This window comes from Ideonella alba, from assembly GCF_018069845.1.
In the GTDB taxonomy this organism is placed as follows: domain Bacteria; phylum Pseudomonadota; class Gammaproteobacteria; order Burkholderiales; family Burkholderiaceae_C; genus Ideonella; species Ideonella alba.
This window is the reverse complement of record NZ_JAGQDD010000013.1, coordinates 46,329-59,517: the sequence shown is the minus strand read 5'-3', so window position 1 is coordinate 59,517 and position 13,189 is coordinate 46,329. Positions and strand designations below refer to the sequence as shown.

11 protein-coding genes are annotated in these 13,189 nt (G+C 68.7%); 2 read left to right on the top strand and 9 right to left on the bottom strand.

What is annotated here, in order from left to right; translation table 11 throughout:
- Positions 1-95: 95 nt before the first annotated feature.
- The 4 genes from KAK03_RS16335 to KAK03_RS16320 form a co-directional block, all read right to left on the bottom strand.
- Positions 96-1,046 (bottom strand): hypothetical protein, encoded by a 951-nt coding sequence (locus KAK03_RS16335; protein WP_210855290.1) that lies wholly within the window; start codon positions 1,044-1,046, stop codon positions 96-98.
- A 150-nt stretch (positions 1,047-1,196) separates the two neighbouring features.
- A complete protein-coding gene (locus KAK03_RS16330; protein WP_210855288.1) occupies positions 1,197-2,831 on the bottom strand; it encodes a SpoVR family protein in 1,635 nt (544 codons plus the stop codon).
- Positions 2,828-4,114 carry a YeaH/YhbH family protein gene (locus KAK03_RS16325; RefSeq protein ID WP_210855286.1) on the bottom strand — a complete coding sequence of 429 codons (1,287 nt, stop codon included), beginning with the start codon at positions 4,112-4,114 and terminating at the stop codon, positions 2,828-2,830. Before KAK03_RS16325 ends, KAK03_RS16330 begins: the two co-directional genes overlap by 4 nt.
- Positions 4,115-4,226: 112 nt before the next feature.
- A complete protein-coding gene (locus KAK03_RS16320) occupies positions 4,227-6,149 on the bottom strand; it encodes a PrkA family serine protein kinase (RefSeq protein WP_210855283.1) in 1,923 nt (640 codons plus the stop codon).
- Between the two features lie 315 nt (positions 6,150-6,464).
- Between KAK03_RS16320 and KAK03_RS16315 the strand changes: the two genes are divergently transcribed.
- Positions 6,465-7,637 carry an MFS transporter gene (locus tag KAK03_RS16315; protein WP_210855282.1) on the top strand — a complete coding sequence of 391 codons (1,173 nt, stop codon included), beginning with the start codon at positions 6,465-6,467 and terminating at the stop codon, positions 7,635-7,637.
- 3 nt (positions 7,638-7,640) lie between these two features.
- Here the strand turns inward: KAK03_RS16315 and KAK03_RS16310 are convergent, their stop codons facing one another.
- Positions 7,641-8,552 carry a ParB/RepB/Spo0J family partition protein gene (locus tag KAK03_RS16310; protein WP_210855280.1) on the bottom strand — a complete coding sequence of 304 codons (912 nt, stop codon included), beginning with the start codon at positions 8,550-8,552 and terminating at the stop codon, positions 7,641-7,643.
- A gap of 96 nt (positions 8,553-8,648) precedes the next feature.
- Entirely contained in the window at positions 8,649-9,209 is a 561-nt protein-coding gene (locus KAK03_RS16305) for an RBBP9/YdeN family alpha/beta hydrolase (RefSeq protein WP_210855278.1), read from the bottom strand.
- Between the two features lie 75 nt (positions 9,210-9,284).
- Here KAK03_RS16305 and argC point away from each other — a divergent pair, with 75 nt between their 5' ends.
- The gene (gene argC / locus KAK03_RS16300) at positions 9,285-10,226 is read left to right on the top strand and encodes an N-acetyl-gamma-glutamyl-phosphate reductase (protein ID WP_210855276.1); all 942 of its coding nucleotides are present in this window, start codon (positions 9,285-9,287) and stop codon (positions 10,224-10,226) included.
- Between the two features lie 19 nt (positions 10,227-10,245).
- Here the strand turns inward: argC and KAK03_RS16295 are convergent, their stop codons facing one another.
- The 3 genes from KAK03_RS16295 to KAK03_RS16285 form a co-directional block, all read right to left on the bottom strand.
- Positions 10,246-11,286 carry an OmpA family protein gene (locus tag KAK03_RS16295; RefSeq protein WP_210855274.1) on the bottom strand — a complete coding sequence of 347 codons (1,041 nt, stop codon included), beginning with the start codon at positions 11,284-11,286 and terminating at the stop codon, positions 10,246-10,248.
- Positions 11,287-11,378: 92 nt separating this feature from the next.
- A complete protein-coding gene (locus KAK03_RS16290) occupies positions 11,379-12,146 on the bottom strand; it encodes a ParA family protein (RefSeq protein WP_210855272.1) in 768 nt (255 codons plus the stop codon).
- Positions 12,147-12,459: 313 nt separating this feature from the next.
- Positions 12,460-13,101, bottom strand: a complete 642-nt coding sequence (locus tag KAK03_RS16285) for a LysE family transporter (protein ID WP_247661211.1) — start codon at positions 13,099-13,101, stop codon at positions 12,460-12,462.
- Positions 13,102-13,189: the final 88 nt, after the last annotated feature.

Below are 13,189 nucleotides of genomic sequence, written 5' to 3'. Positions count from 1 at the left end.
CTTCACCGACGTGCGACTGAGCCGGGTGCGCAGCATCCCCGCGGTGGCCCGCACACCGCTGGCGCTGCCGGGGGCCAGAGGCCCCCGCCGTGGCATCACGGGTTGACGATCACCTGCGTGCCATTGGGGAACCACGGCGCGAAGTCGGTGCTGCCGCCGAAGGCGGTGCTGGTGTAGACCCGCGTGCTGCCGGCGTGGTCATGCAGCGTGACGTCCTTCAGCAGGTAGGTGCCGATGGGCATCCCGACCCAGGTGCTGGCGTAGCCGTATAGCGTGGATTTCTTCTGCGCGTAGACCCAGTTCTCGCTCCAGGTGCCAAAGCAACTGCTCTGGTCCGGCAGGCAGAAGGTGGCGTAGGCGCCGGCGGTGCCTGAGCCGCCCTGGTCGGCGGTGCCCAATTGCATGCGCACGATCGGCAGGTGGTCCAGTGTGCCCTTGACCGGCGTGCTCAGCGACACCGCGGGCGTCAGGATGCGGCCGCTGCTCAGCGTGGGTGCCTGCGCATCGGCCCGGGTGCCGGTGACCGTGAACTGCAGGTTGCCGCCCAGTGCGCCCAGGCAGGCGGCGTCGCAGACGAAGTTGTTGCCGGCGATGTCACTGCCGTAGACCTCGGTGATGGTCCAGACGCCCGGCTCGGCGAAGGGGCCGAAGCGCAGCGCCATCTGGCCCTTGAACGCCGTCCAGCCGCCCAGGTGCTGGCCGTTGGCCACGGTCTGGGCGCCGCTGGGGCTTCTGGCGGTCATGAAGGTGTGCAGCAGGCCGGAGAGATCGTCGGTGACGTTGAGATCAACCACCAGCTGGTTCATGCTCTTGCCGGCATCGACCGTGGTGCCGGCGTTGATCGACACCACCACCGGTGGCGTGGTGTCCAGCGCCGCCATCGGCAGCGCCGGGGTCTGGCGCAGGGCCTGCAGCGCCTGGGCGCGCTGCGCCGGGGCCATGTGGGGCAGATCGGTGATGGCGGGCGCGGCGGCGGCCGCGGCGGCCACGAACAGGGCGGACAGCGCGAACACGCGCGATGCGGAGGTGCGGAGCAGGGCAGACATGGGGGGACTTCCTTTGGAGCTTCACCGGCCCCTCGGTCGACCTCCACCGCCTTGGGGCGAGATCGCCGGCCGGCAAGCCTCTTTTACGCCTGCCATGGCGGCGCCCATTGCGCCGCATCAAGGGCCGCGTCCGCCGCCGCGCCGGCCCCTTCAGTTCGATGGGGCGGGCACGCTCCAGCGCCGGGTGATGTCGCCCTGGCCGTTGACGCTTTCCAGCTGCACGCCAAAGCCCCACAGCCGCGCCACATGGCGCAGCACCTCGTGGGCGCCGTCGTCCAGCGGCCTGTCCAGGTGCTGGGTGTGGCGCAGCGTCAGGCTGCGGTCGCCCCTCAGGTTGACGTTCCAGACCTGGATGTTGGGCTCGCGGCTGCCCAGGTCGTACTGGCGGCTCAGCGCCTCGCGCACGCGGCGGTAGCCGCTCTCGTCATGGATGGCGCTGACTTCCAGCTCGCTGTCCTTCTCGTCGTCCTTGATCGCGAAGAAGCGGAAGTCGCGCATCAGCTTGGGGCTGAGGTACTGGCCGATGAAGCTCTCGTCCTTGTAGTTGCGCATCGCCTGGTCCAGCGCGGGCAGCCAGGGCGTGCCGGCCAGGTCGGGGAACCAGGCGCGGTCCTCGTCGGTGGGCTCTTCGCAGATGCGCTTGATGTCGGTGAACATCGCGAAGCCCAGCGCGTAGGGGTTGATGCCGTTGTAGCCGCGCTGGCCCACCTTGGGCTGGTAGATGACGTTGGTGTGCGACTTCAGCCACTCGATCATCACGCCGTCGGTGAGGTAGCCGTCGTCGTACATCTGGTTGAGCAGCCGGTGGTGCCAGAAGGTGGCCCAGCCTTCGTTCATCACCTGGGTCTGGCGCTGCGGGTAGAAGTACTGCGCGACCTTGCGCACGATGCGGATGATCTCGCGCTGCCAGGGTTCGAGCAGCGGGGCGTTCTTCTCGATGAAGTAGAGGATGTTCTCCTCGGGGTCGGCCGGGAAGCGGCGTGCGGTCTGGGTTTCCTCCGCGGCATCGGCCTTGCGTGGCAGCGTGCGCCAGAGGTCGTTGACCTGCTGCTGCGCGTAGGCCTCGCGGTCCTGGCGCGCGGCCAGTTCCTCGGCCAGGCTCTTCTTGCTGGGGCGGCGGTAGCGGTCCACGCCGTGGTTCTGCAGCGCGTGGCAGGAATCCAGGAACAGCTCGACCGTCTCCACGCCGTGGCGTTCCTCGCACTCGGCCACGTAGTTCTTCGCGTAGACCAGGTAGTCGATGATCGAGGCCGCATCGGTCCACATGCGGAACAGGTAGTTGCCCTTGAAGAAGCTGTTGTGGCCGTAGGCGGCGTGGGCGATCACCAGCGCCTGCATCGCCATCGTGTTCTCCTCCATCAGGTAGCTGATGCAGGGGTTGGAGTTGATGACGATCTCGTAGGCCAGGCCCATGTGGCCGCGGCGGTAGTTCTTCTCGGTGGCGATGAACTCCTTGCCGTAGCTCCAGTGGCGGTAGTTCACCGGCATGCCCACGCTGGCGTAGGCGTCCATCATCTGCTCGGCGGTGATGATCTCGAGCTGGTTGGGGTAGGTGTCCAGACCGAAGCGGCGCGCGGTGGCGGCGATCACCGTGTGGTACTGCTCGATCAGCTCGAAGGACCAGTCGCTGGGGTCGGGCAGCGGCTGCTCGGGGCGCCGGGGCAGCGGGCGCGGGGCCAGCAACGGTTCGCGGCCGCGGCGGCGGTCGCCGGCCTCGGGGATCTTGCTGCGGTCGTCGTGCCAGCGGCGGTCCTGCGAGTACTCGCGCGGTCTGTCTGCGCTCATGCGGGCACCCCTTCCTTCTTGAACAGGTCACGGAACACCGGGTAGATCTGCGCGGCGTCCAGCGCCTTCTTCATCGCGAAGTTCTTGTGGTGCTCGGCCAGGCGGGCGTATTCCTCCCACAGGTTCTGCTCCTCCTCGGCCACCTGCACATAGGCGTAGTAGCGGCAGGCGGGCAGCACGCGCTGCGACAGCAGCTCGTGGCAGCGGGCGGAGTCGTGGTGCCAGTTGTCGCCGTCGCTGGCCTGGGCGCCGTAGATGTTCCACTCGCTGGGGTTGTAGCGGGCGCGGATGATCTGGTCCATCAGCTCCAGCGCGCTGGAGACCACGGTGCCGCCGGTCTCGCGGGCGTGGAAGAAGTCGTGCTCGTTGACCTCCTGCGCCTGCGTGTGGTGGCGGATGAAGACCAGGTCGATCTTCTCGTAGTGCCGCGTCAGGAACAGGTAGAGCAGGATGAAGAAGCGCTTGGACAGCTCCTTGCGCTGCTCGTCCATCGAGCCCGACACGTCCATCAGGCAGAACATCACCGCCTTGCTGGACGGCACCGGGGTGCGCACGCGGCTGCGGAACTTCAGGTCGATCGGGTCGAGGAAGGGGATCAGGCCCAGGCGCGCCTTGAGCACCGCGATGCGCGCCTCCACCTCGGCCAGCTCGCGCTGCGTGGCCGGGTCGGTGGCGGGCAGGCGCCGCAGCTCGGCGGCGCGGTCCTCCAGCGCATGCAGCTCGCGCCGGGATTCGCCGCCCAGCGCGATGCGCCGGCCCAGCGCGCCGCGCATCGAGCGCACCACATGCAGGTTGTTGGGCGTGCCGTCGGTGGTGAAGCCGGCGCGGTGGGTCTTGTATTCGGGGATCTCGGCGAGCTGGGTGCGGATCAGGTGCGGCAGCGCCAGGTCCTCGAAGAAGATCTGCATGAACTCCTCCTTGGACAGCGCGAAGACGAAGTCGTCCTCGCCGTCGCCGGAGTCGCTGGCCTGGCCCTGGCCACCGCCCTGCCCCTGGCCGCCCTTGGGCCGCTCGATGCGGTCGCCCTGCACGTACTCCTGGTTGCCCGGGTGCACGTACTCGCGCTGGCCGCCCTGGCCGTGGTGGAAGACCGGCTCGGAGAGGTCCTTCTTGGGGATGCGCACCTCTTCGCCGCGCTCCAGGTCGCGGATGCCGCGACCGTCCACCGCGCGCCGCACCGCCTCGCGGATCTGGTCCTTGTGGCGGCGGATGAAGCGCTCGCGGTTGCCGATCGACTTGTTCTTGCCGGCCAGCCTGCGGTCAATGATCTGTTGCAGCGCCATGTTCTGCTGTGCCTCTGCCTAGTCCAGGTGGCCGCCGCGGAACCGGCTTGGCCGGGCCGCTGGCGGCGCCCCCTGGGGGGAGGCGGCCGCCAGGCCGCTTCGGGGGGGTCTGTCAGCTGCTCTTGCGCACGCGCAGGTACCACTCGCACAGCAGGCGCACCTGCTTGGCGGTGTAGCCCTTGGCCACCATGCGCTGCACGAAGTCCTCATGCTTCTTGGCCTCATCGGCGCTGGCCTTGGCGTTGAAGCTGATGACCGGCAGCAGCTCCTCGGTGTTCGAGAACATCTTCTTCTCGATCACCGAGCGCAGCTTCTCGTAGCTGGTCCAGACCGGGTTCTTGCCCTGGTTGTTGGCCCGCGCGCGCAGCACGAAGTTGACGATCTCGTTGCGGAAGTCCTTGGGGTTGGCAATGCCCGCGGGCTTCTCTATCTTCTCCAGCTCGGCGTTGAGCGCCGCGCGGTCGAAGACCTCGCCGGTGTCGGTGTCGCGGTACTCCTGGTCCTGGATCCAGTAGTCGGCGTAGGTGACGTAGCGGTCGAAGATGTTCTGGCCGTACTCGGAGTAGCTCTCCAGGTAGGCGGTCTGGATCTCCTTGCCGATGAACTCGGCGTAGCGCGGGCTGAGCTGTTCCTTGATGAAGGCGACGAACTTCTCTTCGGTCTCCTTGGGGAACTGCTCGCGCTCGATCTGCTGCTCCAGCACGTACATCAGGTGCACCGGGTTGGCGGCGACTTCCTGGCTGTCGAAGTTGAAGACCTTGGACAGGATCTTGTAGGCGAAGCGCGTGCTGATGCCGCTCATGCCTTCATCGACACCGGCGTAGTCGCGGTACTCCTGGTAGCTCTTGGCGCGCGGGTCGGTGTCCTTGAGGTTCTCGCCGTCGTAGACCTGCATCTTGCTGTACAGGCTGGAGTTCTCGGGCTCCTTCAGGCGCGTGAGGATGGCGAACTGGCTCATCATCTTCAGCGTGCCCGGGGCGCACTTGGCCTCGGCCAGGCTGGAGCTGCGGATCAGCTTCTCGTAGATCTTCACCTCTTCGCTGACGCGCAGGCAGTAGGGCACCTTGACGATGTAGATGCGGTCGAGGAAGGCCTCGTTGTTCTTGTTGTTGCGGAAGGCCTTCCACTCGCTCTCGTTGCTGTGGGCCAGCACCACGCCGTCAAACGGGATGGCGCCGAAGCCCTCGGTGCCCTTGAAGTTGCCTTCCTGGGTGGCGGTCAGCAGCGGGTGCAGCACCTTGATCGGCGCCTTGAACATCTCGACGAACTCCAGCAGGCCCTGGTTGGCCAGGCACAGGCCGCCCGAGTAGCTGTAGGCGTCGGGGTCGTCCTGGGCGTAGCTTTCGAGCTTGCGGATGTCGACCTTGCCCACCAGGCTGGAGATGTCCTGGTTGTTCTCGTCGCCCGGCTCGGTCTTGGCGATGCCCACCTGCTTGAGGATGCTGGGGTAGCGCTTGACCACCTTGAACTGCCGGATGTCGCCGCCGAACTCCTCGAGGCGCTTGACCGCCCAGGGGCTCATGATGCGGTTGAGGTAGCGCCGCGGAATGCCGAACTGTTCTTCCAGCAGCGGGCCGTCCTCGGCCAAGTCGAACAGGCCCAGGGGCGACTCGTTCACCGGCGAGCCCTTGATCGCGTAGAACGGCACCTCCTGCATCAGCGCCTTCAGGCGCTCGGCAATGCTGCTCTTGCCGCCGCCCACCGGGCCCAGCAGGTAGAGGATCTGCTTCTTCTCTTCCAGACCCTGCGCGGCATGGCGGAAGTAGGAGACGACCTGCTCGATCGCGTCTTCCATGCCGTAGAACTCGGCGAAGGCCGGGTAGATCTTGATGACCTTGTTGGCGAAGATGCGTGAGAGCCGCGGGTCGTTGCGGGTGTCCACCATCTGCGGCTCGCCGATCGCCTTGAGCATGCGCTCGGCGGCGGTGGCGTAGGCCAGCGGATTGCGCTTGCACTCGGCGAGGTAGTCCTCGAGGGACATTTCCTCCTCGCGGGTGCGCTCGTAGCGGGCGGCGAAGCTGCTGATCACGTCCATGCAAGACCTCCTGTCGGGCATCAGGCGGCGCGCGCCGGGGATCAGGCCGGCGGGGCGTCGGGGAAGTTCTGATGGCGTCCCGGCTGGACAGACCCGGGCGTCATCAGAGCTTTCCGTGTGGTCAGTGCATGGGGCGCAGCTTCTCGCGGGTTGGACTCCGATCAAGGCTCGAGAAAGGCCGGCTTGCCCTGGCATTTCTCGCAAGGACCATGCCGCACGGCTTTGGTTCCGCAGCGGCCCGGACAGCCCCATGATGGCTGTAACGCGCACCGAGTGCATGCGGGTTGACGCCAATCCGGTGCGAACATCGGGGTCATGAACCGCCACCTCGCGTTGCTGGCCTTGTGCCAGGGCCTGTTTCTCACGAACAACGTCACCTTCATCGCGATCAACGGCCTGGTGGGCCTGGCGCTGGCGCCGGTGGGCTGGATGGCGACGTTACCGGTGACCGGCTATGTGGTGGGCGGTGCGCTCAGCGCGCCGCTGGTGGCGCGCGTGCAGGCGCGCTGGGGCCGCAAGCGCTCGTTCCAGCTGGGCCTGGTGGTGGCCATGCTGACCGCCGCGCTGTGCGCGCTGGCGGCCTGGCGGCAGGACTTCTGGGCCCTGCTGGCAGCCACCGTGGTGGCCGGCTTCTACAACGCCAATGCGCAGCTCTACCGCTTCGCCGGGCCCGAGCTGGTGGCGCCCGAGAAGAAGGAGATGGCGATCTCGTGGGTGCTGGGTGGCGGCATCCTGGGCGCCTTCGCCGGCCCCAACCTGGCCAGTGCCACGCGCGACTGGCTGGCGGTGCCGTTTGCCGGCGCCTATATCGCGCTGATTGGCGTGGCGGCGCTGGCGCTGCTGGCGCTGTCCTTCATCGCATTCCCGACGCACCAGGCGCCGGCGCCGGGCGCTGCGCCGGGCCGCTCGGTGCGCGAGCTGGCGCGCCAGCCGGCCTTTGTCGTCGCCATCCTGGCCGGCGCGCTGGGCTATGGCGTGATGAACCTGCTGATGGCCGCCACACCGATCGCGATGGCGCAGTGCCAGCACCCGTTCTCGGCCGCGGCGCTGGTGCTGGAGTGGCATGTGCTGGGCATGTTCGTGCCCGGCTTCTTCACCGGCCACCTGATCAAGCGCTTCGGCGCCCTGCCGGTGATGGCGGTGGGCGTGCTGCTGAACGCGGCCTGCGTGGCGATGGCGCTCTCAGGCGTGGCGGTGATGGACTTCCTGGGGGCGCTGCTGGTGCTGGGCGTGGGCTGGAACTTCCTGTTCACCGGCGCCACCACGCTGTTCACCAGCACCTACCGGCCCGAGGAGAAGAACCGCGCCCAAGGCGCGATGGACACGGTGATGTTCTCGGTGATGGCCGTCACCTCGTTCTCGTCGGGCGCGCTGATCACCACACAGGGCTGGACCTGGCTGAACCTGGGTTCGCTGCTGCCGATCGGCCTGGTGGCGCTGGGCTTGCTGTGGCTGGCGCGGCAGCCGCGCGCGGCGGCGGCGGGCTGACGCTCACTCGTCCAGCGCGCCGAGTTTGTCCAGCAGGCCGTTGAGCTCGTCGATCGACGAGAAGCGGATTGCGATCTCGCCCTGCTCGCCGCGCTTGGTCTTCTTCTGCACGCGGATCTCGACCTCGGCGGTGAGGCGGTCGGCGAGGCGTTCCTCGAGCCGCAGGATGTCGCGCGACTTCTGCTGCTTGACGCGCAGCAGCGGCGTCTGGCGGCCGGGGTTCAGGGCGTGCTGGACCAGCTTCTCGGCGTCGCGCACCGACAGCTTCTTGGCGACGATCTCGTTGGCCGACAGCACCTGCTGTGCGCCAGGCAGGGCCAGCAGCGCGCGGGCGTGGCCCATGTCCAGATCACCGGCCATCAGCAGCTTCTGCACCGGATCAGCCAGGTTGAGCAGACGCAGCAGGTTGCTGGCGGCGCTGCGCGAGCGGCCCACGCTCTGCGCGGCCTGTTCGTGCGTCAGGCCGAACTCATCGACCAGGCGCTTCAGGCCCTGGGCCTCTTCCAGCGGGTTCAGGTCCTCGCGCTGGATGTTCTCGATCAGCGCCATCACCGCCGCGGCCTCGTCGGGCACGGGCTTGACCAGCACCGGCACCTCGCTCAGTCCGGCCAGCTGGGCGGCACGGAAGCGCCGCTCGCCGGCGATGATCTCGTAGCGCGCGAGCACCGGGTCGCCCACCGGGCGCACCAGGATCGGCTGCATGATGCCCTGGCTGCGGATGGACTCGGCCAGCTCGTAGAGCGAGCCTTCGTCCATGCGCGTGCGCGGCTGGTACTTGCCGGCCTGCAGCTGGCCCACGGCCAGCGTGGCCGGCGCGCCGTCGCGGGTCTCGGCGGGCTTGGGGCCGTCGCCGACCTTGGGGCCCAGCAGGGCCTCCAGGCCCATGCCCAGGCCCTTGGGTTTCTTGGTTGCCATGTCAGCGTCGCCCGGCCGCCCGTAGGCGCTGACGCGCCCCTCGGGGGCCGCGAACGGAGTGAGCTTGGGGTGGGTTCATTCCCGGATTGTCGGCGATCAGTCGTCGTCGTCGTCGACCGGCTCGGTCAGGCTGCGCAGCAGCGCGCGGCCTTCGGCCCAGTCGCCCAGGCCGGAGTCACCGTTGATGTGGCCCAGCGGGCCGATCTCCAGCGCCGCGGCGCCCCAGTCGCCGGCCATCTCGTGGGCGCGTTCGCTACTGCAGAAGGGGTCGTCGCTGCTGATCACCGCGATCGCCGGGAAGGGCAGCGCGCGGCGGATGATCGGCGCCCAGCCAGCGATCTGCGGCGGCGCATCGGTGCGTTCGATATCAGGCGGTGCCACCAGCAGCGCGCCGGCCACCCGGGCGCTGTGGCGGCTGTGCGCGGCCCAGGCGGCCACCAGCTGGCAGCCCAGGCTGTGGGCCACCAGCACCGCGGGGCGCTCGTCGGCCAGCAGGGCCTCTTCCAGCTGCATCATCCAGTCGCCGCGCTTGGGCCACAGCCAGTCGTGCTGCTGCACGCGGAGGTCGCCGTGCAGCGCTTCCCAGCGGCTCTGCCAGTGCGTGGGACCGGAGTCCTGCCAACCGGGCAGCAGCAGGATGCGGGGCGATGTGTTCATGGGGTGGGTTTCTACCGTAGTATCAGCGGTTCTTCGGATTCTTGCGCACCGCTTGTGCGCGTGGGGCAGATCGACATGACGTTCAAGGTGTTCGTGGATGGCCAGGAAGGCACGACGGGCTTGCGGATCCACGAGTACCTCGCGGGCCGTGCGGACCTGGAGGTGCTGAAGATCGATGCCGACAAGCGCAAGGACGCGGCCGAGCGGGCGCGCCTGATCAATGCCTCGGACATCACCTTCCTGTGCCTGCCCGATGCCGCCTCGCGCGAGGCGGCCGCGATGGTCACCAACCCCAAGACCTGCCTGATCGACGCCAGCACCGCGCACCGCACGGTGCCAGGCTGGACCTACGGCATGCCCGAGCTGGCGCCGGGCCAGCGCGACGCGATCCGCGCCGGCAAGCGCATCGCCAACCCCGGCTGCCACGCCAGCGCCTTCGTGCTGGCGGTGCGGCCACTGGTGCAGGCCGGGCTGCTGCCGGCCGATGCGCCGGTCACGGCCACGTCGATCACCGGCTACTCGGGCGGCGGCAAGAGCATGATCGCCCAGTACGAGGCGGGTGGCGATGCGGCGCTGACGGCGCCTCGCCCCTATGCGCTGGCGCTGGCGCACAAGCACCTGCCTGAGATGAAGGCCCACACCGGGCTGGCGAGGCCGCCGGTGTTCATGCCGATCGTTGCCCGCTTCTACAAGGGTCTGGCGGTGAGTGTGCCCTTGCATCTGTCGATGTTGAAGCCGGGCACGACCGGTGCGCAGCTGCAGCAGGCGCTGGCCGAGTACTACGCCGGCGAACGCTTCATCCGCGTGATGCCGCTCTCGGACCCGGACACGCTGGCCGGCGGCTTCTTCGACGTGCAGGCCTGCAACGACACCAACCGGGTGGATCTGTTCGTCTTCGCCAACGACACCCAGGCGGTGGTGATGGCGCGGCTGGACAACCTGGGCAAGGGCGCCAGCGGCGCCGCGGTGCAGGCGATGAACGTGCACCTGGGCTGCGAGGAGTCGTTGGGCCTGTGAGGCCCGCGACGCCCCGGCCTTATTGCAGCACCAGCTCGACCCGCCGGTTGCGCGCGCGGCCGTCCTCGGCCGCGTTGCTGGCCAGCGGCGCCAGGCTGGCCACGCCGCGCGGCTGCAGGCGGCGGGCATCAACCTTGTAGGGTGCCGCGCCCAGGGCGGCCACCACCGCCTGCGCGCGCTGCTGCGACAGCGCCAGGTTGGCGTCCAGGCTGCCCTGGTTGTCGGTGTGGCCGACGATGTAGACCTTCAGCGCCGGCTGGGCCTGCAGCAGCTTGGCCATCTCGTCGAGCTGGGCCTTGGACTCGGGCTTGATGTCGGCCTTGCCGGTGTCGAAGAACAGGCCGTACAGCGCGATCTTGCCGTCGCTCTGCAGGCCGGCCTGCAGTGCCTTGGCGTCGACCGCGACCTGGCCGGTGGGCATGGCCTTGGGCTCGACGATCTCCAGGTAGGTGGCAGTGGTGCGGGTGTCGTCGCCCACGGCGCTGGAGGTGTAGGTGAGCACATACACCTCCCGGCCGCCCTGGTTCAGGCTGCCCACCAGCATGCGGCCGTCGTAATGCAGCGGCGAGGACACGTTGTAGGTGCCGCTGTTGACGCTGGCGATCGAGCCCTTGGACCAGGTCATGCCGGCGTCGATGTCGGCGGTCTTGGTCCACGAGAAGTAGAGCTTGCTGCAGTCGCGGTCGCAGGCGTAGAGCTTCTTCAGGCCGGCGGCCTGCAGCGCGGCTTCGTAGTTGCGGTGCACCTCCAGCGGGGTCTTGCCCAGCGGCGCCAGGTAGACCAGGCGGGTGAGCTTGCCCTCGACGGTGCGGGTGTCGAGCAGCCTGGAGCGACCGTCCTCGCTTTCACGTGCCGACAGCGGCAGCAGCGCCTGGTCCCAGTCGGCCTTCTTGATGCCCACCAGGGTGGAGCCGGCGAAGCGCTTGACCAGCGGGTGATCAGCGCTGCCGGGCACGTCCGCGTAGCTGGAGGTGGCGGACCAGGCCGGCGCGGCGGCCAGCAGCAGGCAGGACAGCGCGGCGGCGGCGCGGCGCAGCGCCCCGAAGTGAGGAACGGACATCGACAGACTCCCTGGAAGCGCGTTGGTGTGAGCGCCCACAACGCGCGGGCGGCCCGGCCGGTGGACCGGCTGAGCGGGAGTCTAGCGCCGGCTCAGGCGTTCACCCGCTGCACCATCTCGCGCGCGAATTCGACAAACGCCAGGGCGCCCTTGGACGCCGGATCGAACACCACGCCCGGCAGGCCGTAGCTGGGCGCCTCGGCCAGGCGCACATTGCGCGGGATGACGGTGTTGAAGACCTTGTCGCCGAAGTGCGACTTGAGCTGGTCGCTGACCTGGGTCTGCAGCGTGATGCGGGGGTCGAACATCACGCGCAGCAGGCCGATCAGCTGCAGGTCGCGGTTGAGGTTGGCGTGGACCTGCTTGATGGTGTTGACCAGGTCGGTCAGGCCTTCCAGCGCGAAGTACTCGCACTGCATCGGCACGATCACCCCATGGGCGCTGCACAGGCCGTTGAGGGTGAGCAGGCTCAGTGACGGCGGGCAGTCGATCAGCACGAAGTCGTAGTCGGCCTCGGCGGCCTTCAGCGCGCGGCGCAGGCGTTCGTTGCGGTGCTCCAGGGGGACCAGCTCCACCTCGGCGCCGGCCAGCTCGCGGTTGGCGCCCAGCACGTCGTAGCCGGCTTTCTCGGCACGGGCCCGGGCCTCGGCGACACTGGCGCTTTCCAGCAGCACGTCGTAGACGCTCATCTCCAGGCTGCGCTTGTCCACGCCCGAGCCCATCGTGGCATTGCCCTGCGGGTCCAGGTCGACCAGCAGCACGCGCTGCCCCACCTTGGCCAGACCGGCGGCCAGGTTGACGCAGGTGGTCGTCTTGCCGACGCCGCCTTTCTGGTTGGCGATGCAGAAGATGCGGGACATGGTGGGCTGGGGTGGGCGCGTGGGGGCGGGGCGATTGTCGCTGGAAGCGCTGGCGGGTTGGCGGCTTTCTGCCCACAGCGGCCGTAGGCCGCTGTGGGCCAAGGCCCCGAACGTTGGGCTCCCCCCAGCCCCCCTCCAAGAGGGTGGCTCCAGTCAGAACCACAAAAGGTGGTGCGCCAAGCGTGCCAGCGCCACGCCGGCCGGCAGGCCGGCCCGAAGCTCATGCTGGAGCCCCCTTCTTGGAGGGGGGCTGGGGGGAGCTCAACGGAATAGGGCTCTGCCCACAGCGGCCTACGGCCGCTGTGGGCAGCATTCAGTCCTTGAGCAGCCGCCAGCCAAACCCGATCAGAAACACGCCAGCCAGCCGCTCCAGCCAGCGGGCCACGCGGCGGTGGGCGCGGACCTGCTCGGCCACGGCCTGGGCGAAGGCGCACAGCAGCAGGCAGTAGACGGCGGTGATGATGGCGATCGTCAGGGCCATCGCGCCGAAGGTGGGCAGGCCGCGGTGCTGGGCGGGGTCGATGAAGAGGGGGAAGAAGGCCATGTAGAAGACGATGGCCTTGGGGTTGAGCAGGGTGATCAGCAGTGCCTGGCGGAAGTAGTGGTGCGGCTCGATGCGCACCGGGCTGGCCGATTCACCCTCCTTGGCGGTCAGCAGCTTCAGGCCGATCCACGCCAGGTAGGCGGCGCCGGCCCAGCGCACTGCGTCGAAGACCGCAGGGTAGGCCGCCATCAGCGCGGCCACACCGGCCACCGCCAGCCACAGCAGCACCTGGTCGCCGGCGATGATGCCGAAGGTCGCGGCAGCGCCGGCGCGAAAGCCACCCTTGGCGGTGCTGGTCAGCAGCGCGAAGGTGCCGGGGCCGGGCAGGGCCAGGAACAGCACGATGGCGGCGCAGAAGGCCGGGTAGTCGGCGATGCCCATGAACGGGCCGCTGAGGCTGGGAAGGTCCATGGCCCCAGCATACTGCAGCGGCCTGTGGACAAGGCTGTGGATCCGCCTGTGGGCAGGCCGTGGAACAGGGGTGGACGGCCTGTGGAGG

Bases quoted from the DNA above. Each gene is read 5' to 3' on its own strand.
- KAK03_RS16285 (WP_247661211.1), bottom strand. From the start codon at position 13,101: ATGGACCTTCCCAGCCTCAGCGGCCCGTTCATGGGCATCGCCGACTAC.
- KAK03_RS16305 (WP_210855278.1), bottom strand. From the start codon at position 9,209: ATGAACACATCGCCCCGCATCCTGCTGCTGCCCGGTTGGCAGGACTCC.
- KAK03_RS16310 (WP_210855280.1), bottom strand. From the start codon at position 8,552: ATGGCAACCAAGAAACCCAAGGGCCTGGGCATGGGCCTGGAGGCCCTG.
- KAK03_RS16295 (WP_210855274.1), bottom strand. From the start codon at position 11,286: ATGTCCGTTCCTCACTTCGGGGCGCTGCGCCGCGCCGCCGCCGCGCTG.
- KAK03_RS16325 (WP_210855286.1), bottom strand. From the start codon at position 4,114: ATGGCGCTGCAACAGATCATTGACCGCAGGCTGGCCGGCAAGAACAAG.
- argC (WP_210855276.1), top strand. From the start codon at position 9,285: ATGACGTTCAAGGTGTTCGTGGATGGCCAGGAAGGCACGACGGGCTTG.
- KAK03_RS16335 (WP_210855290.1), bottom strand. From the start codon at position 1,046: ATGTCTGCCCTGCTCCGCACCTCCGCATCGCGCGTGTTCGCGCTGTCC.
- KAK03_RS16330 (WP_210855288.1), bottom strand. From the start codon at position 2,831: ATGAGCGCAGACAGACCGCGCGAGTACTCGCAGGACCGCCGCTGGCAC.
- KAK03_RS16320 (WP_210855283.1), bottom strand. From the start codon at position 6,149: ATGGACGTGATCAGCAGCTTCGCCGCCCGCTACGAGCGCACCCGCGAG.
- KAK03_RS16290 (WP_210855272.1), bottom strand. From the start codon at position 12,146: ATGTCCCGCATCTTCTGCATCGCCAACCAGAAAGGCGGCGTCGGCAAG.
- KAK03_RS16315 (WP_210855282.1), top strand. From the start codon at position 6,465: ATGAACCGCCACCTCGCGTTGCTGGCCTTGTGCCAGGGCCTGTTTCTC.